This window comes from Pseudarthrobacter sp. Pseusp20 (genome assembly GCF_059492155.1).
This window is the reverse complement of the sequence record NZ_CP168521.1, coordinates 2,835,926-2,860,244: the sequence shown is the minus strand read 5'-3', so window position 1 is coordinate 2,860,244 and position 24,319 is coordinate 2,835,926. Positions and strand designations below refer to the sequence as shown.

General features: G+C 66.6%; 20 protein-coding genes and 2 tRNA genes. 14 read left to right on the top strand and 8 right to left on the bottom strand.

Features of this window, described 5'->3' with window-relative positions; genetic code table 11:
- Positions 1 to 97: 97 nt before the first annotated feature.
- Positions 98 to 1,018 carry an acyl-CoA thioesterase gene (locus ACEN9K_RS13175; protein ID WP_495634524.1) on the bottom strand — a complete coding sequence of 307 codons (921 nt, stop codon included), beginning with the start codon at positions 1,016 to 1,018 and terminating at the stop codon, positions 98 to 100.
- 63 nt (positions 1,019 to 1,081) lie between these two features.
- Here ACEN9K_RS13175 and ACEN9K_RS13170 point away from each other — a divergent pair, with 63 nt between their 5' ends.
- A complete protein-coding gene (locus tag ACEN9K_RS13170; RefSeq protein WP_495634523.1) occupies positions 1,082 to 1,741 on the top strand; it encodes a DUF8185 domain-containing protein in 660 nt (219 codons plus the stop codon).
- 43 nt (positions 1,742 to 1,784) lie between these two features.
- On the opposite strand, the gene ACEN9K_RS13165 is transcribed toward ACEN9K_RS13170, so the two are convergent.
- Positions 1,785 to 2,279 (bottom strand): globin, encoded by a 495-nt coding sequence (locus tag ACEN9K_RS13165; protein WP_056390703.1) that lies wholly within the window; start codon positions 2,277 to 2,279, stop codon positions 1,785 to 1,787.
- A gap of 1 nt (position 2,280) precedes the next feature.
- The gene (locus ACEN9K_RS13160; RefSeq protein ID WP_018769485.1) at positions 2,281 to 2,964 is read right to left on the bottom strand and encodes a mechanosensitive ion channel family protein; all 684 of its coding nucleotides are present in this window, start codon (positions 2,962 to 2,964) and stop codon (positions 2,281 to 2,283) included.
- Positions 2,965 to 3,031: 67 nt separating this feature from the next.
- On the opposite strand from ACEN9K_RS13160, the gene ACEN9K_RS13155 reads away from it, so the two are divergent.
- On the top strand, positions 3,032 to 4,030 hold the full coding sequence (locus ACEN9K_RS13155; RefSeq protein ID WP_495634522.1) for an NAD-dependent epimerase/dehydratase family protein: 999 nt from the start codon (positions 3,032 to 3,034) through the stop codon (positions 4,028 to 4,030).
- 17 nt (positions 4,031 to 4,047) lie between these two features.
- On the opposite strand, the gene ACEN9K_RS13150 is transcribed toward ACEN9K_RS13155, so the two are convergent.
- Both ACEN9K_RS13150 and pepN read right to left on the bottom strand, forming a co-directional pair.
- Positions 4,048 to 4,521: an OsmC family protein gene (locus ACEN9K_RS13150; protein ID WP_134164652.1), complete on the bottom strand. Its 474-nt coding sequence runs from the start codon at positions 4,519 to 4,521 to the stop codon at positions 4,048 to 4,050.
- Positions 4,518 to 7,091 (bottom strand): aminopeptidase N, encoded by a 2,574-nt coding sequence (gene pepN, locus ACEN9K_RS13145; protein WP_495634521.1) that lies wholly within the window; start codon positions 7,089 to 7,091, stop codon positions 4,518 to 4,520. Before pepN ends, ACEN9K_RS13150 begins: the two co-directional genes overlap by 4 nt.
- A gap of 175 nt (positions 7,092 to 7,266) precedes the next feature.
- On the opposite strand from pepN, the gene ACEN9K_RS13140 reads away from it, so the two are divergent.
- The 3 genes from ACEN9K_RS13140 (at position 7,267) to ACEN9K_RS13130 (ending at position 9,818) form a co-directional block, all read left to right on the top strand.
- Positions 7,267 to 8,295, top strand: a complete 1,029-nt coding sequence (locus ACEN9K_RS13140) for a hypothetical protein (RefSeq protein ID WP_018769481.1) — start codon at positions 7,267 to 7,269, stop codon at positions 8,293 to 8,295.
- A gap of 69 nt (positions 8,296 to 8,364) precedes the next feature.
- Positions 8,365 to 8,859, top strand: coding sequence for a ribose-5-phosphate isomerase (locus ACEN9K_RS13135; protein WP_018769480.1), 495 nt, complete (start codon positions 8,365 to 8,367; stop codon positions 8,857 to 8,859).
- Positions 8,859 to 9,818 carry an Fpg/Nei family DNA glycosylase gene (locus ACEN9K_RS13130; protein ID WP_488314526.1) on the top strand — a complete coding sequence of 320 codons (960 nt, stop codon included), beginning with the start codon at positions 8,859 to 8,861 and terminating at the stop codon, positions 9,816 to 9,818. The genes ACEN9K_RS13135 and ACEN9K_RS13130 overlap by 1 nt, the downstream gene beginning before the upstream one ends.
- A 51-nt stretch (positions 9,819 to 9,869) precedes the next feature.
- Here ACEN9K_RS13130 and ACEN9K_RS13125 read toward each other — a convergent pair.
- A tRNA-Gly gene (locus tag ACEN9K_RS13125) sits at positions 9,870 to 9,943 on the bottom strand.
- A 131-nt stretch (positions 9,944 to 10,074) separates the two neighbouring features.
- Between ACEN9K_RS13125 and ACEN9K_RS13120 the strand changes: the two genes are divergently transcribed.
- From ACEN9K_RS13120 to ACEN9K_RS13095, 6 genes are all read left to right on the top strand, one after another.
- A tRNA-Pro gene (locus ACEN9K_RS13120) sits at positions 10,075 to 10,149 on the top strand.
- A 79-nt stretch (positions 10,150 to 10,228) separates the two neighbouring features.
- A complete protein-coding gene (gene tig / locus ACEN9K_RS13115; protein WP_134164653.1) occupies positions 10,229 to 11,623 on the top strand; it encodes a trigger factor in 1,395 nt (464 codons plus the stop codon).
- 233 nt (positions 11,624 to 11,856) lie between these two features.
- A complete protein-coding gene (locus ACEN9K_RS13110) occupies positions 11,857 to 12,480 on the top strand; it encodes an ATP-dependent Clp protease proteolytic subunit (RefSeq protein ID WP_056390687.1) in 624 nt (207 codons plus the stop codon).
- A gap of 36 nt (positions 12,481 to 12,516) precedes the next feature.
- The gene (locus ACEN9K_RS13105) at positions 12,517 to 13,176 is read left to right on the top strand and encodes an ATP-dependent Clp protease proteolytic subunit (RefSeq protein ID WP_018769476.1); all 660 of its coding nucleotides are present in this window, start codon (positions 12,517 to 12,519) and stop codon (positions 13,174 to 13,176) included.
- A 177-nt stretch (positions 13,177 to 13,353) separates the two neighbouring features.
- Positions 13,354 to 14,634 carry an ATP-dependent Clp protease ATP-binding subunit ClpX gene (gene clpX, locus ACEN9K_RS13100; RefSeq protein ID WP_018769475.1) on the top strand — a complete coding sequence of 427 codons (1,281 nt, stop codon included), beginning with the start codon at positions 13,354 to 13,356 and terminating at the stop codon, positions 14,632 to 14,634.
- Positions 14,635 to 14,647: 13 nt separating this feature from the next.
- Positions 14,648 to 15,262 (top strand): mycothiol-dependent nitroreductase Rv2466c family protein, encoded by a 615-nt coding sequence (locus ACEN9K_RS13095; protein ID WP_200953161.1) that lies wholly within the window; start codon positions 14,648 to 14,650, stop codon positions 15,260 to 15,262.
- A 360-nt stretch (positions 15,263 to 15,622) separates the two neighbouring features.
- On the opposite strand, the gene valS is transcribed toward ACEN9K_RS13095, so the two are convergent.
- Entirely contained in the window at positions 15,623 to 18,244 is a 2,622-nt protein-coding gene (gene valS / locus ACEN9K_RS13090) for a valine--tRNA ligase (protein WP_056390681.1), read from the bottom strand.
- A gap of 72 nt (positions 18,245 to 18,316) precedes the next feature.
- Between valS and ACEN9K_RS13085 the strand changes: the two genes are divergently transcribed.
- Entirely contained in the window at positions 18,317 to 18,697 is a 381-nt protein-coding gene (locus tag ACEN9K_RS13085; protein ID WP_495634520.1) for a DUF488 domain-containing protein, read from the top strand.
- A gap of 18 nt (positions 18,698 to 18,715) precedes the next feature.
- A complete protein-coding gene (locus tag ACEN9K_RS13080) occupies positions 18,716 to 19,474 on the top strand; it encodes an SDR family oxidoreductase (RefSeq protein WP_223991877.1) in 759 nt (252 codons plus the stop codon).
- Between the two features lie 36 nt (positions 19,475 to 19,510).
- Here the strand turns inward: ACEN9K_RS13080 and ACEN9K_RS13075 are convergent, their stop codons facing one another.
- A complete protein-coding gene (locus ACEN9K_RS13075) occupies positions 19,511 to 20,545 on the bottom strand; it encodes an endonuclease/exonuclease/phosphatase family protein (protein ID WP_495634519.1) in 1,035 nt (344 codons plus the stop codon).
- 453 nt (positions 20,546 to 20,998) lie between these two features.
- Between ACEN9K_RS13075 and ileS the strand changes: the two genes are divergently transcribed.
- Positions 20,999 to 24,316, top strand: a complete 3,318-nt coding sequence (ileS, locus tag ACEN9K_RS13070; RefSeq protein ID WP_495634518.1) for an isoleucine--tRNA ligase — start codon at positions 20,999 to 21,001, stop codon at positions 24,314 to 24,316.
- Positions 24,317 to 24,319 lie beyond the last annotated feature (3 nt).

The window sequence follows — 24,319 nt, the reverse complement described above, 5'->3', positions numbered from 1 at the left end:
GAAAACGGAAGGCCGGCACCCGGGCTGAATTGCTCCCCGGATGCCGGCCTTTCCCATGCCCGGCGCACCAGCGCCGGATCGCAGGGGTGTGCGGATACTACGTGTGCGCCGCCTCGGCGGGAACGCGCACCATGCCCTCCTGCGCCACGGAAGCCACGTGCTGGCCGTCCCGGCTGAAGATTTTGCCGGTGGCCAGGCCGCGTGCGCCCTGCGCGCTGGGAGACTCCTGGACGTAGAGCAGCCATTCATCCACGCGCGCCGGGCGGTGCCACCACATCGCGTGGTCAAGGCTGGCAACATTCATGCCCGGGGTGATCCAGCTGAGGCCGTGCCGCCGAAGGATGGATTCGAGCAGGGTGTAGTCGCTGGCGTAGGCCAGGGCGGCGCGGTGCAGGTTGGAGTTGTCCGGCATCGGCCCGAACGTCTTCATCCAGACCGCGTTGCGGGCCTCCCGCGGGCCGGTCGCGGTAACGTACAGCGGCGGATCGACGTGCCGGATGTCGAAAGGCCGCTCATACGCCCAGTGCCGGGCCACAGGATGGTCGAACTTGCCCAGCAGGTCCGCCGTGCTGGGCAGCGATTCGGGGTCCGGGATGCCCGCCGGCATCGCCGACGCGTGCTCGATCCCTTCGTCCTCACCCTGGAAAGAGGCAATCATGGACAGGATGGGAACACCGTCCTGGTAGGCGTGGACGCGCCGGGCGGAAAACGACCGGCCGTCACGCAGCCGCTGCACACCGAAGGTAATGGGCTTGTTGGCGTCACCGGGCCGCAGGAAGTAGCCGTGCATGGAATGCACAAACCGTTCAGGATCCACCGTTCGAATGGACGCCACGAGTGACTGCGCCAGCACCTGTCCGCCGAACACCCTGTGGTGTGGCTGCCGCTGTGAGGGCCCCAGGAAGATGTCCTCGTCCGTCCGGGCGCCCTCAAGTTCACCGAGGTCCAGCAGTTCGATCAGTGATGAGGTGGGGTCTCCGCTTGGCGGGGCCAGGAGTCCGGCTTCGGCTTCAGTCATGGTCCGACTCTAGACGGCGCCCGGGGAGCCACTCAACCGGAGCGCAGCCGGTAGTGTTTAGGTGTGTCTGAACTTCTCACCTCGTCCTTCCGTTTCGCCGATCCCCGGGATCTCGCCGACCTGAAGACGTTTGCCACCAGGGCCAAAGCCATCGATGACGGCGCCATCCGGCTGCAGGCAGCCGGTTCCGTCCTGGCCGCGTACGTGTGCGTCCTGCGGCCCAGGCTCCTGGGCGAAGCCACCCCCACCATCCTGGGCCTGCGGACCATGGCGCTCGCCGAACCGTCCGGAACAGATGTCACTGTTGCCCTGTCCGCCGTCCTGGACCGGCTGGCACGCGCAGGGGAGGACGACGTCGAATTGCCGGTTCCGCCCAGCACCTTCACCGAATCCTGGACAGGAGTGGGCGCCCCAAGGGGCGGATGGGAGCTGCTGGGCGCTGTCAGCGACGCCGGCCTGAAGGCGGCGGCCGAAGCAGGCATGGCGGAGGTGGCGGGCATCGTGCCGGACAAACCGGGCGCCCTGATTGTCAACAACGCCCGGGCGGCTGTCTGGGGACGGGAACTGGACGCGTCAGGCCTGCCCGCCGGAGCGGCCTTCGCAGCGTTCGCCCTGGGCTTCCTGGCCGACGGCGACCAGAAGCTCTACCGCGCCGGCCGCTGGTTCCGGCTGACCGGTCCGCGCGGCCATGTGCTGGCGCGGACCGGCAGCGGCCTGCTGTAGCTGAAGGCGGCCCGGGCCCCTTCCAGGTTCCGGTCGGCAGGCGTCAGGCCTCGGAAGCGCTGTTCACCATGGACAGCGCCGCCCGCTCCATGTACTCCCACAGCGTGCCTTCGTAGAGCGGCGGCAGTTCCAGGGCGTCTACGGCGGTGCGCATGTGGAACAACCACCGGTCCTTCGCCTCGTGGGTCACCTTGAACGGCATGTGCCGCATGCGCAGGCGAGGGTGGCCGCGCTCCTCGCCATACGTTGTGGGCCCGCCCCAGTACTGCTCAAGGAACATCAGGAACCGGCGTTTTGCCGGGGCAAGGTCCTCCTCGGGGTACATGGGCCGCAGCAGCGGATCGGTGGCAACGCCGTCGTAAAAGACATCGATGAGCTTAACGAAGGTCTCGTGGCCGCCCACCGCATCGTAAAAGCTGTCTGTGTAGGCCGGCTTGCTGAAGGGATCGTTCTGCATCAACTGGGGCCGCTGCTGCCGGTCGGGTCCTGCTTTGGCAGGTTGGGGCTCAACAGGGCGCGGTTCGATCGGAAGCGACATGCTATTCCCCGGCTTTCTGGTCAGTCTTCTTCGTCTCAACATGGGCCGACCCCTGGTCGGTGGTCCCGTCGTCGGACTCGTGCAGCGGAACGTACCGTCCCTGCGAGCGGTTGCCCACGCGGAGGATCTCACCGTTGCGCAGGTACCAAATGGCGCCGTCGTCGGAGCGGACGCGGGTGATCCGCAGACCCATGGACTCCACTACGCCCACCACTTCGCTGGTTTCGATGACGTCACCGATTCCGTACTGGTCTTCAATGGTAATGAAAATCCCGGCCAGGAAGTCGCGGATCAGCTGCTGGGCGCCGAAACCGATGGCCACACCCAGGATACCCACGCTGGTGAGCAGCGGGGCGATGTTGATGTCCAGGTTCTGCAGGACGTACATGCCGGTGATGACCACCACCAGCACGCCCACAATGCTGTTCAGCAGCGAGCCGATGGTTTCCGCGCGCTGCACGCGCCGTTCGTGGTCCAGGGCCCGGAAGGCCGGGGCCGCCCACCTAAACGTGGGCTTCTTGAAAAAGTTGCTTCCCGCCGCCACCCGTTTGGTGATGCGCGAAATGACGAACGTGGCCACGAGCCAGACGGCGACGCCGATGCCCAGGCTGATGACGATGCCCGGGACGCTCACGCCATCGGGCTGTGTTGTGGCGTTGGGAAGGATGGACAACATGCTGACCATGGGTGGAAGTAGCTCCTTGGGATATTGCTTGGTTCTCTTTCAACACTAGCCCCCGTAGCGTGGGGCCATGCGCATTCTCATCCTCGGCGGAACCGCCTTTCTCTCCAGGGAAATCGCCGGGCAGGCGGTTGCCGCGGGGCATGACGTGACGTGCCTGGCGCGGGGAATATCGGGTGAGCCGCCGCCGGGCGCCCACTGGGTCAGGGCGGACCGCGCGACGGGACCGGCTGCATATTCGGGCCTGGTGGGCGAATGGGATGCCGTGATCGAGGTGGCCCGGGACCCCGGGCCCGCCCGGCAGGCTCTCGCCGGCCTCGCCGGCAGGGCCGGGCACTGGACCTTTGTTTCCAGCTGCTCGGCCTACGCCGGCCATTCCGTCCCGGGAGCGGCGGAAGACGCGGCGCTGCTGCCGGCGCTGCCGCCGGGGGTGCAGTCCACGCCGGAAACCTACGGCGAGTCAAAGGTGGCCATCGAAGAAGCGACCCTGGAGGCCGCTGCCGGCAAGGCCCACCTGTGCCGGGCAGGCCTGCTCAGCGGCCCCGGCGACCCCACCGACCGCTACGGCTATTGGCCCGCCCGCATTGCCAGGAACTCCGGACCTGTGCTGGTCCCGGACATCGGGGAGAACCCCACGCAGGTCATCGACGTCCGGGACCTTGCGGCCTGGGTCCTGCTCGCCGCGGGGAAGGGGATCAGCGGAACCTTGAACGCCCTTGGTGACCAGGTGCCGTTTGCGGAACTCATCAGCGCCTGCCACGAAGCGTCCGCCTCCAGCAGCACCACGATTACCGCCGGCGGGGAGTGGCTGGTGGACCAGGGCGTGAACTACTGGTCCGGGCCGGACTCCCTTCCGCTCTGGCTTCCGCCCGGCCACGACGGCTTCATGGCCCGCAGCAACCAGGCTGCCAGGGCCGCGGGAATGGTCCTGCGGCCCTGGCAGGAAACGCTGGCCGCCACGTTGGCCGATGAACGCCTCCGCGGACTGGACCGGCAGCGGAAAGCAGGCCTCTCACCGGCAACGGAACAGCGCCTGGTGGCGATGCTCCAGGGCGAAAGCCGGGCCTGACGCGGATCCGGCAGGGCCTAACCCGCCACCGTCACCGGCTGGTGCTCCACCGGAAAATTCACGCTGCGGGCAATGAAGCAGAGCCGGTTCGCCTCGTGGTGGAGGCCGGCCGCCAGTTCGGCCTGTCCGGCATCTGCCACCGTCACGCGCGGATGCAGGACCACCCGCTCGAACTGCCCGCTGCCGTCCCTGTTGAGCCGCATCAGCCCGGTGGCCTCGTCCCGGTAGTCCGTGACCACCACCCCGTTCTTCACCGCCACGTGCAGGTAGGACAGCATGTGGCACTGCGCCAGCGCGGCCAGCAGGAGCTGCTCGGGGTTGTAGCGCCCGCGGTCCCCATGGAACGTCGGATCCGCCGAGCCTTTGAGGACCGGCAGGCCGGGGATGAGCACGTCGTGGTCCCGTGAGTAGCCCCGGTAGGACGAGGTGCCGTCCCCCCGGTTGCCGGTCCACTGGACTGCCAGTGAATACCGGTGTTCATCAAGACTCACTGGGGACTGCCGTCCGGAAGCACGTCGGCGGCGCGGGCACGCAGGGCGCGGGCAACGCCGTCGCGGTTCTCCAGCATCATCCGCCGCAGCGCGGCGCTTTCCGCCGGCAGCGACGCCAGGAATGCGTCCGTCCGGTCAATGGTGGCCTGCGTGGTCAGCAGCGCCGGGTAGAGGCCGACGACGATCTGCTGGGCGAGTGCGTGGGTCCGGGTGGCCACGATGCCCGGCACAGCCGCGAAGTACTTTTCGGCGTACGGTTCCAGCAGCGAACGGTCCAGCACGCGCATGAAGCCCGTTACGGCCGATCCCTGCAGCGCATTGGACAGCTCCCCCTTGACCACGATCGATTCCCAGGCCGCGGCCTTCGCCTCCGGGGTGGGGATGGCGGCCTTGGCCAGGGCCGCAGCATTTTGTCCGCTGGAGGTGTTGTCCCGCTCCAGCTCGGCGTCGATGCCTTGTTGTCCCATCCGGCCTCCGGCCACCAGGGACTCCACGAGCTCCCAGCGCAGGTCCTGGTCCACCGCCAGCCCGTCCAGGACAACCGACCCGTCCAGGAGGCCGGCCACCCGGTCCAGCTGGGACGCACTGCGGGCCAGGAGGGCAAAGGACTTGATGAACTGCAGCTGCGCATCGGAGCCGCCCGGGACGTCCGAGGCCAGGTCCCACAGCCGGTCCACCGCCGCAACCGCTGTGGCTTCGCGGTGTTCCTCGGCCACATAGAAATTGAGGGTGGTGGCCAGCTGGCGGAGCTGGACCAGGATCACGGAGGAGTCCGTTTCCGCCGCGACGTTGGACAGGATCAGCTCCACGTACTTCCGGGCCGGCGTTTCGCCGTCACGGGCAGCGTCCCATGCGGAATTCCAGACCAGGGTCCGGGGCAGGCTGCCGCCAAAATCCTTGAGGTGGGCGGTGGCGGTGGCCAGCGACTTGGGATCCAGCCGTACCTTGGCATACGCCAGGTCGTCGTCATTGATAAGGATCAGGTCCGGCTGGTCCATGCCGGCCACTCCCGGCACCTCTGTGCGGTCATCGTCCACATCCAGCTCTTCGCGGTGCACCCGCTCGAGCTTTCCGGCGCTGTTCAGGTTGTAGAAGCCCACGGCCAGGCGGTGCGGGCGGATAGTGGGCCATTCCGGGACCGCGGACTGCAGGATGGCGAAGGAACGCAGCTTCCCGTCCGCATCCACGTCCAGCTCCGGGCTCAGTGTGTTGACGCCTGCGGTCTCCAGCCACTGCCGGCCCCAGTCATCCAGGTCGCGGCCGCTGGCCTTTTCGAGCTCCACCAGCAGGTCGCGGAGTTCAGTGTTCTGCCAGGAGTGTTTGGCGAAATACTCCCGGACACCGGCCATGAACTGGTCGGGGCCAACCCAGGCCACCAGCTGCCGCAGCACCGAGGCGCCCTTGGCATAGGTGATGCCGTCGAAGTTGACCTCCACGTCCTGGAGGTCGTTGATCTCGGCGAAGATCGGATGCGTGGTGGGCAGCTGGTCCTGGCGGTAGGCCCACGACTTCTCCACGGAAGCGAACGTGGTCCAGGCGCTGGTGAAGGACGTGGCCTCCACCGCCGCCAGGTGCGACATGTACTCCGCGAAGGACTCGTTGAGCCACAGGTCGTTCCACCAGCGCATGGTCACCAGGTCACCGAACCACATGTGGGCGAGTTCATGGAGGACCGTGATGGCGCGCCGCTCGATCTGGGCCCCGGTGACGTTGCTGCGGAAGACGTAGCCTTCCAGGATGGTCACGGCACCGGCATTCTCCATGGCACCGGCGTTGAACTCCGGAACGAACAGCTGGTCGTATTTCTCGAACGGGTACGGGCAGCCGAACTGCGCCTCAAAGAACCCGAAGCCCTGCCGCGTCAGTTCGAAGATGTTGTCCGCATCCAGGTACTGCATCAGCGACTTCCGGGCGAAGACACCAAGGGGGATGATGCGGCCGTCCGAGCTGGTGACCTCGCTGCGGACGGACTGGTAAGGGCCCGCGATCAGGGCCGTGACGTAGGAGGACAGGCGCGGCGTGGGCGCGAACGCCCATACGGACCTGGCCGTGCCGTCTTCCGCGGGTGGCGCCTCCACGGGGTGGGGGGTGGGGGAGTTGGAGACAACGTCCCAGTGGGACGGCGCCGTGACGGTGAAGGCGAAGGTTGCCTTCAGGTCCGGCTGTTCGAAGACGGCGAACATCCTGCGCGAGTCCGGAACCTCGAACTGCGTGTACAGGTAGACCTCGCTGTCCACCGGGTCCACGAACCGGTGCAGGCCCTCACCCGTGTTCATGTACGGCAGGTCGGCCACGACGGTCAGTTCGTTGTGCTCCTGCAGGTCCGGCAGCTGGATCCGGACGCCGTCGGACACGGTGGCGGGGTCAAGGCTGCGGCCGTTCAGGGTCACGCTGTGCACGGTGCGGGTGACCGCATCAATGAAGCTGGACGATCCCGGCGACGCCGTGAACTTCACGGTGGTGGTGCTGCCGAAGACCTCTCCGCCGCGCGTCAGGTCCAGGCTGACATCGTAGGACTCGACGGTGATCAGTTCGGCGCGCTCACGGGCTTCGGCGCGCGTCAGGTTCATGCCTGGCAAAGGAGGTCCTCCAGAGAAGTTTTCGGCTGCCGGCCGGTGGTCCCGGGTCCGGCACTGTGTTGCATTCTTCCATCCTTGGGATCCTTGGCAAGTTGCGCAGCTCACAGCGGCCGGCCGTTGCCGCCTGGGCGGTTGGCCGGGCGGCCGCAGGGGTAGCGTTAATTGCATGGGAAAGCTGCTGGATTCGGTGGATACCAAGGCACTCAGGTTCGCCGTGGGGTTCCCGGTCGTCCTGGCCGCTGCCTTCGCCTACTGCGCGTCGCTGCTGCGCCCGGACCTTCCGGAGCCGGTCGCCGTCCGGTGGACGGACGACGGCGGTGCCGCCTTTGCGCCTTTCGGCGCCTACGTGGGCGTGGGCGCGGCGATCATCGTCATCGCCGGATGGCTGGTCCTGCTGCAGGCGGTGCCCCTCAGCAGGCCGGTGATGATGCGCAGGATCATGATGGGGGCCGGGCTGTTCCTCAGCCTCTTCATCACCTCCGCCCTGGCCGCGGGGCTCATCGGCCAAACCGGGCTGGCCGACGCCCGGCAGTCGCGGGTGGACATGACCGTCCTTGCCCTCGGCAGCGGTGCGGCAGTGTCGCTCGGCGTCGCCATGGCCATGGTGTACAAAGCCGACCGGCAATGGTCGCCCGATGACGACCGTGCGCTGCAGGCCGCCATCACCAGGGAACTGGACCCCGACCTTGCCCTGGACACCGTCCGGCTCTGGGTCCACGCCAGGAGTTCGGTCTTTGTCATGATCGCCATCGCCTCCCTGTTCCCGGCAGCCCTTATCGCCGTGGTGGTGCCGTGGCTGGGCATCCTGCTCGTTGTCCTGGCCCTCGTGGGCGCCGCGTTCCTCTTTGCCCGCATCCGGGCGGACCGGCGCGGGCTGAAGGTCCTGCTGGCCGGGGTGGTGCCGGTCATGAATGTGCCGGCCGGCGCCATCTCCGATGCCAGCGCCGAGGACGTCAAAGCCGCCGACTATGGCGGGTGGGGCTACCGGCACCACGGCGGAACCGCAGCCATGCTGGTCAGCAGTGGGCCCGCCGTCGTCGTGAGCAAGACTGACGGCCAGCGCCTGGCCGTCAGCGGCGGAAGCCAGGCCTCCGCGGCGCGGCTGGCCGAAGTCCTCACGCGGGTGGCCGCGAGGGCCCGGCGCGGCGGAGGGCCGCCGGCCGGGGGCCAGCACCCGGAGGGCGGGCAGTCCTAGTATCCTTATCGGTGTCATTCCGGCCTCCACCGGCGACCCGCCAGCCCCACAACCGAACGGACTTTGCACGTGACCACTTCCCCTGCCTACCCGCGGGTCCACATCGCCACCGACCACGCAGGCATGGAGCTCAGCGCCCACCTGGTGTCCCACCTGACCGGCAAGGGATACGAGGTGGTGGACCACGGGCCCCAGGTCTACGACGCCCAGGACGACTACCCGTCCTTCTGCATCAACGCTGCCCTTGCCGTCGTTGCCGACCAGCAGGCAGGCGTCCACGCCCTTGGCATCGTGCTGGGCGGCTCCGGCAACGGCGAGCAGATCGCCGCCAACAAGGTCAAGGGCATCCGCGCGGCCCTCGCATGGAACCTCTCCACCGCCACCCTGGCCCGCGAGCACAACAACGCCAACGTGGTTGCCCTGGGCGGGCGGCAGCATACGTTCGAAGAAGCCACCGCGCTGGTCGAGGCGTTCCTGTCCGAGCCGTTCAGCAATGATGAGCGCCACGTCCGCAGGATCGAAAAAATCGCGGTCTACGAGGCAACAGGCGAGGTCATCGAGTAGTGCCCGAGGGCCATTCCGTCCGCAGGCTCGCCCGGCAGTTCGGCGATGTCTTCGCCGGTGAGGCACTGGCTGTTTCCAGTCCCCAGGGCAGGTTCAGCGGGGGTGCGGCGCTGCTGGACGGGCATACCCTGCTTGCCGCCGAGGCGCACGGCAAACACCTGTTCCTGCACTTCGACAACGCCCTGGTCCTGCACGTCCACCTTGGACTGTACGGGGCCTGGAGCTTCGGCGGGGACCGCACCTTCGCCGGCGCCTCCAGCATTGGTGCCCCCCGGCGCGTCGGGGAGCGGGAGGCCTTCGGTGACGGGGACGACGACGGCGGCGCGCCTTACGCCGGTCCGCCGGCGCCCGTCGGGGCCGTGCGGGTGCGGCTCGCCGGGAGCCATGGCTGGGCGGACCTTCGGGGTGCCACCACCTGCGAAACCATCACCGGGGCGGAAGTCCGCGCCGTGCTGGCACGGCTGGGACCTGACCCACTGCGGAACCTCCGGGGCGATGCCGGGCGCTTTGCTGCCAACGTCCAGGCGCGGACGACGCCCCTGGCTGCCCTGCTCATGGACCAGAAGGTGATTGCCGGCGTCGGGAACGTCTACCGGGCGGAAGTCCTGTTCCGCCGCCGCCTGGACCCCTGGCTGCCCGGCACTGCCCTGCCGGACAACGATGCCCGCAAGCTGTGGCGCGACATCGTGGCCGTCATGGGCGACGGCGTGACGGACGGGCGGATCATCACCACGCCGCCGAAGTACTGGGCGCTTGACGGCACCACCGCCGCCAAAGCCGCCGCGGCCGGCGCGCCGGTGCCGCCCAGGAGCGCCCACTTTCCCGGCAGCGACGATGCCCACTTCGTCTACAAGCGGCACGGCCTGCCCTGCCGCGTCTGCCGCACCATCGTGCTCATCGCCGACCTGGCCGGGCGGAACCTCTACTGGTGCCCTTACTGCCAGCAACCGGGGGAGTAGGAAGGCGAAACACGAAGAAGGCCCCTCCGGAGAGGGGCCTTCTTCGTGTTGTGGAGGGGACGACGGGAATCGAACCCGCGTAATCAGTTTGGAAGACTGAGGCTTTACCATTAAGCTACGTCCCCGAAGGAAGATCCGTTTTTCGCGGAAACTCCGGGCTGGCTGTTCAAGCCGGATACAACTAAACCTAATCCATGGCCTACGTGTCAAATGTGCAATCGCGACGCGTATCACCGTAGACTTGCCTGTGCACTTACGGGGTGTAGCTCAGCTTGGCTAGAGCGCCTGCTTTGGGAGCAGGAAGTCGCAGGTTCAAATCCTGTCACCCCGACTCTGCGGCCAGGACCGTCAGGCCTGGACATCCATTGCGTTTGCAGAAACCCATCCCACAACCCAGGAGTACTTAGACCGTGAAGAGCGCTGTCGAGAACCTCACCCCCACGCGGGTCAAGCTCAATGTTGAGGTCCCCTTTGAGGAACTGAAGCCCAGCATCGACTCGGCCTACAAGACCGTTGCGTCCCAGATCCAGGTTCCCGGGTTCCGCAAGGGCAAGGTTCCTGCCAAGCTCATCGACCAGCGCGTCGGCCGCGGCTACGTCCTGGAGACGGCCATCAACGACGGCCTCAACGGCTGGTACCAGGCTGCCGTGCAGGAGTCCGGCATCCGCCCCCTGAGCCGTCCCGAGGTGGAAATCACCGAGGTGCCCGATCCCTCCGCGACCGACGGCGGCCTGAAGTTTGCCGCTGAGGTTGACGTCCGCCCCGAGATCGAACTCCCGGACTACTCCGGCATCGAGGTCCAGGTTGCGGCTGCGGAATCCTCCGAAGCTGATGTGGACAAGGCGCTGGACGAACTGCGCGGCCGCTTCGGCACCCTGAAGTCCGTGGACCGCCCGGCTGCCGACGGTGACTTCCTCACCATCGACATCACCGCCACGATCGACGGCGAGGAAGTCGACTCCGCCGCCGGCCTGTCCTACCAGGTGGGCGCCGGCACCATGCTTGAGGGCATGGACGAGGCCGTGACCGGCCTCAGCGCTGACGAGGACGCCATCTTCGACACCACCCTGGTGGGCGGCGACCACGCCGGCGAAGCCGCCCAGGTCAAGGTTGTGGTGAAGGCCGTCAAGGAACGCGAACTGCCGGAAGCGAACGACGACTTCGCCCAGCTCGCCTCCGAATTCGACACCCTTGCCGAACTCCGCGAAGACCTGGCCAAGCAGGCTGCCGACTCCAAGATCGTTGAGCAGGGCGTAGAAGCCCGCGACAAGGTCCTGGACAAGCTCGTCGAAATGGTCGAGGTTCCTGTTCCTGACTCGGTGGTCGAGGAGCAGCTCGAAGCCCACTTCCAGGAGGGCAACGGCCACGGCGAAGGCGAGCACGACACCGAGGAGCACCGCGAAGAGGTCCGCGCCAACACGGCCCGCGCCTTCCAGAACGAGATCATCCTTGACGCCATCGCGGAAAAGGAAGAAGTCAACGTCAGCCAGAACGAGCTGATCGACTACATCGTCACCACCGCCAGCCAGTACGGCATGGATCCCAACCAGTTCGCCCAGATCATCGACCAGAGCGGCCAGGTCCCCATGATGGTCTCCGAGGTCCGCCGCCGCAAAGCACTGGCTGTCGTCCTTGGCCAGGCCACCGTGACCGACACCGAGGGCAACACCGTTGACCTCAGCGACTTCGTCCGCCCCGGCGGCGAGGAAGCCCCCGCTGCAGAGGCAGCCGGCGCTGACGCAACCGAAGCCGCCGAGGCGGAGGTTGTCGACGCCGAGGACGCCACGGCAGACGCCAAGGCCTAGTCCTTAACAACCCGCAGCAACGGCCCCTGGATCCTTCCGATCCGGGGGCCGTTCGCGTTGGACCCGAAACCCCGCAGCGCCGGTTCGGCGATCGTGCGCCGTCAGCGAACAGCCGTCAGTGCGCGAACAAAACGCCGGGGAAACCGGTTAGTGTCCAAGTAGTGATTTTCAGTGATGTCACCGTCACCAGTGAGAGGTAAGTAAACATGTCACAGCACTCAGAGGCCCCCCGGATGGCGACCGTCGATCCTGCAGCCCAGGACAACTACATTTACAACCGCCTCCTCAAGGAGCGGATCATCTGGCTGGGCTCGGAGGTGCGTGATGACAACGCCAACGCGATCTGCTCGCAGCTGCTCCTGCTCTCGGCCGAGAACCCGGAAAAGGACATCTACCTCTACATCAACTCGCCCGGCGGCTCCGTCACCGCAGGCATGGCCATCTACGACACCATGCAGTTCATCCCCAATGACGTCGTGACCGTCGCCACCGGCCTGGCCGCGTCCATGGGACAGTTCCTGCTCTCCTCGGGCACCAAGGGCAAGCGGTACGCCACGCCCAACGCCCGCGTCCTGATGCACCAGCCCTCCGGCGGCATCGGCGGCACGGCCTCGGACATCAAGATCCAGGCCGAGCTCATCCTGCACATGAAGAAGGTCATGGCGGAACTGACGGCCGAGCAGACCGGCCAGACCGTTGAGACCATCCTCAAGGACAACGACCGTGACAAGTGGTTCACGGCTAAAGAGGCCCTCGAGTACGGTTTCTTCGACAAGATCGCCGCGCACGCCGGTTCGGTATCCGGCGGCGGCGGAACGTCCAACGGGTCCTCCGGCGAATCAGCCTCCCAGAACTAACCGGCAACCAGAACACTTCGATCAGGAGCAAAAACAATGAACTACAACTTCGGGTGGTCCGCCGGCAATCTTCCGTCCAGCCGCTACGTCCTGCCGCAGTTCGAGGAGCGCACGCCCTACGGCTTCAAGCGCCAGGACCCCTACACCAAGCTGTTCGAGGACCGCATCATCTTCCTCGGCGTGCAGGTTGACGACGCCTCCGCCGACGACATCATGGCCCAGCTGCTGGTCCTTGAGTCCACCGACCCGGACCGCGACATCACCCTCTACATCAACTCCCCGGGCGGTTCGTTCACGGCCATGACGGCCATCTACGACACCATGCAGTACATCCGTCCCGAGATCCAGACGGTCTGCCTGGGCCAGGCCGCCAGCGCGGCTGCTGTCCTGTTGGCTGCCGGTACCCCCGGCAAGCGGCTGGCACTGCCCAACGCCCGCGTCCTGATCCACCAGCCGGCCTTGTCCGGCGGCCAGGGCGGCCAGGCTTCCGACCTGGAGATCCAGGCGGCCGAGGTCATGCGCATGCGCTCCTGGCTCGAAGACACGCTGGCCCACCACTCCGGCCGCACGTCGGAGCAGGTCAACAACGACATCGAGCGCGACAAGATCCTCACCGCCGAAGAGGCGCAGGCATACGGCCTGATCGACCAGGTGCTTGACTCACGCAAGATCAAGCCCCAGGCAATCACGAGGTAGCAGTACGGAAAGCCGGTGCGGCCCAGCTTCATTTGGCCGCACCGGCCTTTTCTTTCCACCCTTGGGGGCGAATGTGACCTAGAGTGGATGTTGTCACAAACCGGCCCCCGCGGGCCGGCCGAAGATTTCAGCAACGGTGCAGGGCTGCCTGGCAGCAGGATACTAAGGGGTTCACATATGGCTCGGATTGGCGAGAGCACGGATCTGCTGAAGTGCTCTTTCTGCGGAAAGAGCCAGAAGCAGGTGCGCAAGCTCATTGCCGGGCCCGGTGTCTACATCTGTGATGAGTGCATCGAGTTGTGCAACGAAATCATCGAAGAGGAGCTCGCGGAGGTGGCAGACCTCGGCAGCTTTGAACTGCCCAAGCCGCGCGAAATCTTCGACTTCCTGCAGGAATACGTCATCGGCCAGGAGCCCGCAAAGCGTTCCCTCGCCGTCGCGGTCTACAACCACTACAAACGCATCCAGGCGGGCCACGCGCCCAAGTCCGGAAGCCTGGGGGACGGCGGGCATCACGACGACGTCGAAATCGCCAAGTCGAACATCCTCCTCATCGGCCCCACCGGCTGCGGCAAGACCTACCTGGCCCAGACCCTCGCCCGGCGCCTGAACGTCCCGTTCGCCGTCGCGGACGCCACCGCCCTGACCGAGGCCGGCTATGTGGGTGAAGACGTGGAGAACATCCTCCTCAAACTCATCCAGGCCGCAGACTATGACGTCAAGAAGGCCGAACAGGGCATCATCTACATCGACGAGATCGACAAAATTTCCCGCAAGAGCGAAAACCCCTCCATCACCCGTGACGTATCCGGTGAGGGCGTGCAGCAGGCCCTGCTGAAGATCCTGGAAGGCACCGTTGCCTCTGTCCCGCCCCAGGGCGGACGGAAGCACCCGCACCAGGAGTTCATCCAGATCGACACCACCAATGTCCTGTTCATCGTGGCCGGCGCCTTCGCCGGCCTGGAGGAGATCATCGGTTCCCGCTCCGGCCGCAAGGGCATCGGCTTCGGCGCCCCACTGAACGACGCCAGCAAGAAGGTGGACTCCTACGGCGAAGTCATGCCGGAGGACCTGCTGAAGTTCGGCCTGATCCCGGAGTTCATTGGCCGCCTTCCGGTGATCACCACGGTGTCCAACCTTGACCGTGACGCCCTGATCCAGATCCTGTCCACCCCCAAGAACGCCCTGGTGAAGCAGTACCAGAAGATGTTCCAGATCGACGGCGTGGAGCTGGTGTTTGACGAGCCCGCCCTGGAAGCCATCGCCGACCAGGCACTGGAGCGTGGCACCGGTGCACGCGGTCTTCGCGCCATCCTGGAGGAAGTCCTGCTTCCCGTGATGTTCGATCTCCCGAGCCGCGAGGACGTCGCCAGCGTGGTGATCACCGAGGACGTGGTCCTGCGCGGGGCCGAACCCACCATGATTCCGCACGTGGCCAAGCGCCGTAAGTCTGCCTGACCGAGAGGACCCTGTGACTGTACCTGCCAAGAACAAAGCCGACTTCTGGTTCGACCCCCTCTGCCCGTTCGCATGGGTCACCAGCCGCTGGCTCGGCGAGGTGGAGGCCGTCCGGGACATCGAGACCGAATGGCACGTCATGAGCCTCGCCGTCCTGAATGAGGGACGCGACCTGGAGCCCGCTTACCGGGAGTCCATGGACAACGCCTGGGGCATGGTGCGCGTGATCATTGCGGCCCGCGAAGGGCACGGCCCGCAGGTCATCAAGCCGCTTTACGACGCCATGGGCACGCTGATCCACAACCAGGGGGAAAAGGACCGCGCACAGGTCATCACCAAAGCCCTCGCCGAGTGTGGCCTGCCCGCCTCCCTGGCCGATGCCGCCACCACCGACGCCTATGACCGGCAGCTCCGGGCCAGCCATGAAGAAGGCATCTCACTCGTGGGCCAGGACGTGGGAACGCCCGTGGTCGCTTTCAACGGAACGGCGTTCTTCGGACCGGTCCTGACCCGCATCCCCCGCGGCGAAGAAGCCGGCAGGATCTGGGACGCCACCACCACCATCGCCGCCTATCCGCATTTCTTCGAGCTCAAGCGCAGCCGCACGGAGAGCCCGGAATTCAACTAAGCGCCGGGCCGCCTGCCATTGGCTGGCCGCGCCAAGGGCCCCGCAGAAACTACCAGTGTGTAGTTCCTGCGGGGCCCTTGTGCATGCCTTGGGGCAGGAGAACAATGGTTCTTACCCACTTCGAAAGAGGCGGGACGCAGGAACCAAAGATCCAGTGATATGTAATTTGACGCAGCCATCGGCAAAGTTGAGTGCAAGCTACCAGTGACGGTGTAGTAAGACCTGGAGTTTCGGAGGATCCTGCCAGACCATCGAAATAACGTCACAAGATGGCCGAAAAGTCGAAGCCCCACCAACGGCAAAACGCTGATGGGGCTTCCCCTTTGCCCGGAAACGGGCCCGTTCGGATGAGACCGGCTGTCAGGCCTTGGCGGGTTCGTCGCTAGCGGCGAGGGCAACGTCCGTGACGGCAAGATCTCCGTCGCCCGCCACCAACGTGATCTGCCGGGCGTTGGACGCCGCCTTCAGGTCGGCCAGGCCAGCCTGCAGTTGCGCCGTCAGTGCCTCCGGAGCGGTGATCGTCGCGGAGAGGACCTCGGTGCGCTGCTTGACCTTTGCCTCGGACTTGGCCTTGCGGACACCGCTGAGGGCCACGCCCACGGTTGCCAGCATGGTGGTGTCTCCGCCGGGGATCTCCAGCGCGGCCGGCCACGCCGCCCGGTGCACCGATCCGTTGCGCCACCAGCTCCAGACTTCCTCGGTGGCGAAGGGCAGGAACGGGGCGAAGAGGCGCAGCAGGGTGTCCAGGGTGGTGGCCAGGGCTGCCAGCACGGATGCCTGCTCGGCTTCGCCTGCCGCTCCATAGGCGCGGTCCTTGATCAGCTCGACGTAGTCATCCGTGAACTGCCAGAAGAATGTCTCCGTGAGCTGCAGGGCGCGGGCGTAGTCGTAGTTGTCGAACGCTTTGGTGGACTGGGTGACGACGTCGGCCAGTTGGGCCAGCAGGGCACGGTCCAGGGGGTTCGAAAGGACGGAGAGATCGCCGGCCAGCACGGAGTTCTCGGTGGCACCGAGGTTCAGCACAAACTTGGAGGCATTGAGGAGCTTGATGGCCAGGCGGCGGCCGATCTTCATCTGGGCAATCTCATAGGCGGTGTCGGCGCCAAGGCGTGCGGAGGCAGCCCAGTAGCGGACCGCGTCCGAGCCGTACTCGTTCAGCACGTCGGTGGGGACCACCACGTTGCCCTTGGACTTGGACATCTTCTTGCGGTCCGGGTCCAGGATCCAGCCGGAGATGGCAGCGTGCTTCCACGGCGCGCAGTTCTGGAGGGCATCGGCGCGGACCACCGACGAGAAGAGCCAGGTCCGGATGATGTCGTGCCCCTGGGGGCGGAGGTCGAACGGGTAGACCTTGGCAAACAGGTCCTCGTCGCGGCTCCAGCCGCCAACGATCTGCGGGGTCAGCGAGGAGGTGGCCCACGTGTCCAGGACGTCGGCATCGCCCGTGAAGCCGTTGGGCTGGTCGCGCTGCGCCTCGTCGAAGCCGGGGGCGGCGTCAGCCGCGGGGTCAACGGGCAGCAGTTCGTCGGAGGGCAGGATGGGGTTGTCGTACTCCGGGTTGCCCTGGGCGTCGAGCGGGTACCAGACGGGGATGGGCACGCCGAAGAACCGCTGGCGGGAGACCAGCCAGTCACCGTTCAGGCCGGCGATCCAGTTCTCGTAGCGGGAGCGCATGAAGGACGGGTGGAAGTCGATCTCCTTGCCGCGGCCGATCAGGCGTTCGCGGCGGTCCTCGTCGCGGCCGCCATTGCGGATGTACCACTGGCGGGACGTGACCACTTCCAGGGGTTTGTCGCCCTTCTCGAAGAAGTTGACCGGGTGGGTGATCTTCTTGGGCTCCCCGTCCAGCAGGTCCGCTTCCTTGAGCAGTTCCACCACGGCTTCCTTGGCGGAGAAGGCCGTCTTGCCGGCGATCGCGGCGTACGCTTCCCTGCCGGCCTCACTGGTGATCCAGTCGGGGGTCTCGGCAATGATGCGGCCGTCTCGGCCCATGATGGCGCGAGTGGGCAGCTGCAGTTCCCGCCACCAGGTGACGTCGGTCAGGTCACCGAAGGTGCAGACCATGGCGATGCCGGAGCCCTTGTCCGCTTTGGCCAGCGGGTGGGCCTTGACCTCGAGTTCAACGTCGAACAGCGGGGACTTCACGGTCTTGCCGAACAGCGGCTGGTACCGCTCGTCGTCGGGGTTTGCCACCAGCGCGGCACAGGCAGCCAGGAGTTCCGGACGCGTGGTCTCGATGAAGACCTTGTCCCCGTCTTCGGTGAAGAAGGGGTACCGGTAGTAGGCGCCCGGAACCTCACGGTCCTCCAGTTCGGCCTGCGCAACCGCCGTGCGGAAGGTGACGTCCCACAGTGTGGGTGCTTCGGCCATGTACGCGTCGCCGGCGGCCAGGTTGGCAAGGAAGGCGCGCTGGGATACGGCGCGGGAAGTGTCGTCGATGGTGCGGTACGTCAGGTCCCAGTCGACGGACAGGCCCAGGGTCTGGAACAGGTTTTCGAAGACCTTCTCGTCCTCGACAGCCAGTTCCTCGCAGAGCTCGATGAAGTTCTGGCGTGAGACGACGTCGAAATCGCGCTGGTTCTTGGCAGGCTGGGCGGGCGGCCGGTAGTCGGCGTTGTAGGGGATGGCGGGATCGCAGCGGACACCGTAGTAGTTTTGGACACGGCGCTCCGTGGGGAGGCCGTTGTCATCCCAGCCCATGGGGTAGAAGACGTTCCTGCCGGTCATGCGCATGTAGCGCGCCTGCACGTCGGTCTGGGTGAAGGAGAACATGTGGCCCACATGCAGGGATCCCGACGCCGTGGGCGGGGGAGTGTCGATCGAGTAGACCTGCTCCCGGGTGGTGTCGCGGTTGAACTTGTAGGTTCCCTCGGCCAGCCAGCGCTGGGTGAGCGCTGCTTCGAGGCCTTCGAGGGCCGGCTTGTCCGGAACGTTGATGGGGGCGGTGGTGGGCGTGTCTGTACCCTGCGTGTCTTCAGCCATTGGGCAATTCTTTCATGCCCGCTTCCATCCCACCCAACCGGTCCCGCCCGGCCGCATGCGAAGGCGGGTAGCATGCGGCGTATGGTCCAACAGCGGGGCACCTTTGGCATCAAGCGCATCTACGATCCACCGGCGCACGACGACGGCTGCCGGGTGCTGGTGGACCGTCTCTGGCCGCGTGGGATGTCCAGGGAGAACGCGGCCATCGATGTGTGGCTCAAGGACGTGGCCCCGTCCACCGGGCTGCGCAAGGACTTCAACCACCGCCCCGGACGGTTCGAGGAATTCAGCGAACGCTACCGGGTGGAACTGGATTCCAATCCGGCGGTGGAGACGCTGCTGGAACTGGCCGCCGGCCACCCAAGGATCACCCTGCTCTACGCTGCCCGTAACACGGAGGCAAACCACGCCCTTGTCCTGCTTGATTACCTCCGGGGACGTCCTGCCGGCTGATCCCGTTAGGGTGGTGCCATGACGAAGGACATGCAGAAAAAAGCGGCACTGGTGACCGGAGCAAGCAGCGGAATCGGGGAGGCCACTGTGCGCGCGCTGCGCGCCGACGGGTGGACGGTCTTCGCCGTGGCACGCCGCGCCGAACGCCTGGCCGCCCTGGAAAGCGGGACAGGCGCCGTGGCGATTCCTGCTGACATTGCAGAGGACGACGACGTGTCCCGGCTCCTCGCGCAGGTCACCGACGCGGGCGGCATCGATACACTCATCAACATTGCCGGCGGCGCCCGCGGCGCCGACAGGGTAGGAGATGCCAGCACGGAGGACTGGGAGTGGATGTACCGGGTCAACGTCCTGGGCACCATGAAGCTCACCCGCGCCTTCCTGCCCATGCTGCGCGCCAACGGCGAAGGTACCGTGCTGAACCTCACCTCCACTGCGGGACTGGACGCGTACGAGGGCGGCGGCGGCTACAACGCCGCGAAGTTCGCCCAGCACGCCATGACCAACGCGCTCCGGCTTGAAGAGGTGGAGAACAACGTCCGCGTCATCGAGGTGGCGCCGGGCCTGGTGCAGACCGAGGAATTCGCGCTCAACCGCCTGGGGGACGCGCAGGCGGCGGACAAGGTCTACCGGGGGGTTGAGAAGCCGCTGACCGCAGAGGACGTGGCCGACGTGGTCCGTTATGCCGTCACGGTTCCGCACCACGTCAACCTGGACCAGATCGTCATCCGGCCGGTGGCGCAGGCAGCCACCCACAAGCTGGTCAGGAAGGGCTGAGCCGGGCGGGGTCTGCCCATCCCGTGGCTGGACCGGTCAGGAACACTGGGAGACCCCGACGGTCAGGGTGGCTGCCACGGCGGCATGGTCCGTCCCGCCAACCCGGTGGACCGAGTAATCCGATGCTCTGATGTCCGGGCTGGTCACCAGATGGTCCAGGGCAATCCCCGGCAGCCGGAAGCCGCGCATGGGCCACGTGGGCACCAGCCTGCTGCCCACGGCGGCAGCCACGTCCACCAGGGGCAGGTTGCCGCCCGTTCCGGCCAACAGGTCCCGGAATTCCCGGTGGTCGTAGGTCGCGTTGAAGTCTCCCGCCAGCAGCAGGGGACCGGATCCGTCGGCAGCCCTGGCCACGGCAGCCAGGTCGCTGCGCCATTGACTGAGGCCTTTTCCCACTGGCGCCAGGGCGTGGACTGCCACCACACGCAGGCCGGCACCGCTGCCGAGGTCAAGGCGTGCCACGGGCATGGCGAACCGCGTGTCCGGGAGGACGCCGGTGGCTGTCAGGTTGTAGGAGGAGTAGATGGCGGAGCCTGCGGCGCGGTCACGGGCCTGGGCAACCCGGTGGGGGAGCAGGTCGTCGAGTCCGGCCGCCATCAGCTTTCGCGCCATTTCGGGTGTGTACTCCTCAACCGCCAACAGGTCTACATGCAAATCACGGACCAGGGCCACGATGCTGCCGGCATCAGCCCCGCCCAGTTCCGTGTTGATGCTCATGGCAACCAGGGAGACCGACGTGCCGGAAGCCCCGGCCGCTGCCCCGGCGGTTGCCCCGGCGGCCGGTGCGCGGATATCGAGCGGGAAAAGCCAGAACACCTGGCAGGCCGCCAGTGCCGTGGCCAGGACCTGCTGCCACCGGCTCCGTCCAGCGAAGGCCATGAGCAGCGCTGCGGCGGCGGGAACGGCGAGCCAGGGCGTGAATGCCACCAGCTGGACACCGAGTACCGGCCAGTCGGCAGGCACCGCGCGGACGGCGGAGACCGCCGCCACCGGCAGGGCAGCAGGGATGAACAGCCACCTGCACGCCGTGGCCGTACGCCTCCATCCCGCGGGGCGCCCGGAAGCCGTCATGACGCGAGTCTAGGCAATGCACGGTGACGGCGGCAGCCCCCGGACGGAGAAGACCGCCCGGAAATGGCCCGGCCGCCCCGAACGGCACACCCCGGCGGAACGGCACTGCCCGCCGGAACCGCGTTGCGCCCGGAATGGCACTGGATGCCGCGGCGATAGTAGACTCTGCAGTGGCTATGACCCGGCAATCACCGGTGAGCTTCCGGAAGAACACGCAGGCCGCGCCCCGCAAGGCGGGCCCGCGTCAGTAGAACCGGACGGGTAAGCCCGTCACAGCAGTAATGAAGCGGCCGGGGCGGCGGGTGTTCCTTTGGGAACCACGCGGCGCCGGTAAGTGAGGTGGTACCGCGGTGGGCGTGCAGTCTTCGGGACGGCATGGCAGCCGTCCTCGCATCCTGAACGGAACCTCCGGCCGTGCCGGGGGCTCACCACGCTCAACCCAGGATGTCGAACATGACGTTTTACCCCAAGGCCTCAGCCTCCAGCACCTCCTCCAAAGGCAGCGCCGGCGTTTCCGCCTCCGTGAAGTTCCCGGAGATCGAAGAGCGCATCCTGAAGTACTGGGACCAGGACGGCACCTTCCAGGCCAGCATTGACCAGCGCAGCGCCGACGTCCCCGGCGGGGAGCCGGGCAGCAACGAATTCGTGTTCTACGACGGCCCGCCGTTCGCCAACGGCCTGCCCCACTACGGCCACCTCCTCACCGGCTACGCCAAGGACCTGGTTGGCCGCTACCAGACCCAGCGCGGCAAGCGCGTGGAACGCCGTTTCGGTTGGGACACCCACGGCCTGCCCGCCGAGCTGGAGGCCATGAAACAGCTGGGGATGACGGACAAGACCCAGATCGAGGCCATGGGCATCGACAAGTTCAACGACGCCTGCCGCGCGTCCGTCATGAAGTACGCCGATGAGTGGCGCAGCTACGTCACCCGGCAGGCCCGGTGGGTGGACTTCGACAACGACTACAAGACACTCAATGTCGAGTACATGGAGTCGGTCCTCTGGGCGTTCAAGCAGCTGCATGACAAGGGCCTGACGTACAACGGCTACCGGGTGCTGCCGTACTGCTGGAAAGACGAAACCCCGCTGTCCAACCATGAGCTGCGAATGGACGACGACGTCTACAAGAACCGCCAGGACCAGACCGTCACCGTCACCTTCCCCATCCTTGCGGGGGATTCGGAACTGTCCAAGGAACTTGCCGGCGTGCAGGCGCTCGCCTGGACCACCACCCCCTGGACGCTGCCCACCAACGCCGCGCTCGCCGTCGGGCCTTCCATCACGTACGCCGTGCTGCCCGCCGGTCCCAAGGGCATCAAGGCCGCCTCGGCCGACGCCCCGGTCACGGGCAGCTTCCTGCTCGCGGCGGACCTCCTGGGCGCCTACGCCAAGGACCTCGGCTACGACAGCTTCGAGGACGCGGAAGCCGCCGTGGTGTCCACCCACTCCGGCGCCGAACTGGAAGGCCTGGCATACCAGCGGCTCTGGGACGACTTTGCCGACAACGAAAAGTACGGCATGGAGAACGCCTGGCGGTTCGTAGTGGCTGACTACGTCACCACCACCGACGGAACCGGCGTGGTGCACCAGGCGCCCGCCTACGGTGAAGACGACCAGAAAGTCTGCGAGGAGGCTGGCATTCCCGTGGTGCTCTCCGTGGACGAGGGTGCCAAATTCCTGCCGTTGTTCAAGCACGGCGACCTCCACGACATCGCGGGCCTGCAGGTCTTCGAGGCCAACAAGCCCATCACCCAAGTGCTCCGCGCCCAGGGCAGGCTGGTCCGGCAGGCCAGCTACGAGCACAGCTACCCGCACTGCTGGCGCTGCCGCAACCCGCTGATCTACCGTGCGGTGTCCTCCTGGTATGTGGAGGTCACCAAGTTCAAGGACCGGATGTCCGAACTGAACCAGGAGATCAACTGGATCCCGGGGAACGTCAAGGATGGCCAGTTCGGCAAATGGTTGGAGAACGCCCGCGACTGGTCCATCAGCCGGAACCGCTTCTGGGGCAGCCCCATCCCCGTGTGGCAGTCAACGGATCCCGAATACCCGCGCACCGACGTCTACGGTTCCCTGGCCGAGATCGAGGCGGACTTCGGCCGGCTGCCCCTGAACAAGGACGGCGAGGTGGACCTCCACCGGCCGTTCATCGACGAGCTCACCAGGCCCAACCCGGACGATCCCCGCACCCCCGAAGAGGGCCAGTCCGTGATGCGCCGCGTCGAGGACGTCCTGGACGTCTGGTTCGACTCCGGCTCCATGCCCTACGGACAGGTGCACTACCCGTTCGAAAACGAAGCCTGGTTCAACACGCACAACCCCGCGGATTTCATCGTGGAGTACATCGGCCAGACCCGCGGCTGGTTCTATATGCTGCACATCCTGTCCACCGCACTGTTTGACCGGCCGGCGTTCCGCAACGTCATCAGCCATGGCATTGTGCTTGGATCCGACGGCCAGAAAATGTCCAAGAGCCTGCGCAACTACCCGGACGTCTCCGAGGTCCTGGACCGCGACGGCTCCGACGCCATGCGCTGGTTCCTCATGTCCAGCCCCATCCTCCGGGGCGGCAACCTGATCGTCACCGAGCAGGGCATCCGGGACGGCGTCCGCCAGGTGATCCTGCCGCTCTGGAACGTGTACAGCTTCTTCACCCTGTACACGAACGCCGCGAACGGTGGCGCCGGTTACGATGCCAAACTGCGCTACGAGGGCTACCGGGACACCCTGGACCAGTACCTGCTGGCCAACACGGGCGACCTTGTCCGCAGCATGACGGCACAGCTGGACACATACGACATCTCCGGCGCCTGCGACTCGCTGCGCAGCTACCTGGACATGCTCACCAACTGGTACGTCCGCCGCAGCCGCCAGCGGTTCTTCGACGAGGACCAGGACGCCTTCGATGCGCTGTTCACTGCCCTGGAGACCGTCACCCGTGCCGCCGCGTCGCTGCTGCCGCTGGTTTCCGAGGAAATCTGGCGCGGCCTGACCGGCGGCCGGTCCGTGCACCTGGCCGACTGGCCGGACGCGGACCTCTTCCCCGCCAATCCCTCCCTGGTGGAAACCATGGACCGGATCCAGCAGATCTGCTCCACCGGTTCCTCGCTCCGCAAGGCAGCCAACCTGCGTGTCCGCCTGCCGCTGCAGGAGCTGACGGTTGTGGCACCCGGAGCGGACGCCCTGCAGGGTTTCGCCGCCGTCGTCGCCGATGAACTGAACCTCCGTTCCGTTCGCCTGCTGGACGCCGCCACCGCCTCCCCGGAGGAGTTCGGGATCCAGCAGAAGCTGGTGGTCAACGCCCGCGCTGCCGGGCCGCGCCTGGGCAAGAACGTCCAGGTTGCCATCAAGGGGTCCAAGTCAGGGGACTGGTCGGTGGACGACGCCGGTGTGGTCACCGCCGGCGGGCTGCAGCTGGAACCCCAGGAGTACACGCTTGAGACAGTGGTTGCCGGGTCCGGCGGTGCTTCCGCGGCTGTGGCCGTGCTGCCCGGCGGCGGCTTCGTCGTGCTGAACACGGAAGTCACGCCGGAGCTTGAAGCCGAAGGGCTGGCACGCGACATGGTGCGGGCAATCCAGCAGGCCCGCAAGGACGCCGGGCTCAACGTGAGCGACCGCATCCGTACCACCGTCACCGCTCCCGGGAACGTCGTTGATGCCCTGCTGGCCAACGCCGAACTGGTCAAGGGCGAGACACTGACGGTGGACCTGGTGGCAGAGCCGGGCACCGTGTCCGAACCCGCCGTTGCGGTTGAAAAAGTGGAGGCCTAGGAC

Excerpts from the sequence above, each read along its gene's own strand:
- valS (WP_056390681.1), bottom strand. The coding sequence starts at position 18,244 with ATGGCTGAAGACACGCAGGGTACAGACACGCCCACCACCGCCCCCATC.
- ACEN9K_RS13075 (WP_495634519.1), bottom strand. The coding sequence starts at position 20,545 with ATGACGGCTTCCGGGCGCCCCGCGGGATGGAGGCGTACGGCCACGGCG.
- ACEN9K_RS13165 (WP_056390703.1), bottom strand. The coding sequence starts at position 2,279 with ATGTCGCTTCCGATCGAACCGCGCCCTGTTGAGCCCCAACCTGCCAAA.
- ACEN9K_RS13160 (WP_018769485.1), bottom strand. The coding sequence starts at position 2,964 with ATGGTCAGCATGTTGTCCATCCTTCCCAACGCCACAACACAGCCCGAT.
- pepN (WP_495634521.1), bottom strand. The coding sequence starts at position 7,091 with ATGAACCTGACGCGCGCCGAAGCCCGTGAGCGCGCCGAACTGATCACC.
- ACEN9K_RS13105 (WP_018769476.1), top strand. The coding sequence starts at position 12,517 with ATGAACTACAACTTCGGGTGGTCCGCCGGCAATCTTCCGTCCAGCCGC.
- ACEN9K_RS13085 (WP_495634520.1), top strand. The coding sequence starts at position 18,317 with ATGCGGCGTATGGTCCAACAGCGGGGCACCTTTGGCATCAAGCGCATC.
- clpX (WP_018769475.1), top strand. The coding sequence starts at position 13,354 with ATGGCTCGGATTGGCGAGAGCACGGATCTGCTGAAGTGCTCTTTCTGC.
- ACEN9K_RS13140 (WP_018769481.1), top strand. The coding sequence starts at position 7,267 with ATGGGAAAGCTGCTGGATTCGGTGGATACCAAGGCACTCAGGTTCGCC.
- ACEN9K_RS13175 (WP_495634524.1), bottom strand. The coding sequence starts at position 1,018 with ATGACTGAAGCCGAAGCCGGACTCCTGGCCCCGCCAAGCGGAGACCCC.
- ACEN9K_RS13110 (WP_056390687.1), top strand. The coding sequence starts at position 11,857 with ATGGCGACCGTCGATCCTGCAGCCCAGGACAACTACATTTACAACCGC.
- ACEN9K_RS13080 (WP_223991877.1), top strand. The coding sequence starts at position 18,716 with ATGACGAAGGACATGCAGAAAAAAGCGGCACTGGTGACCGGAGCAAGC.
- ACEN9K_RS13155 (WP_495634522.1), top strand. The coding sequence starts at position 3,032 with ATGCGCATTCTCATCCTCGGCGGAACCGCCTTTCTCTCCAGGGAAATC.
- ileS (WP_495634518.1), top strand. The coding sequence starts at position 20,999 with ATGACGTTTTACCCCAAGGCCTCAGCCTCCAGCACCTCCTCCAAAGGC.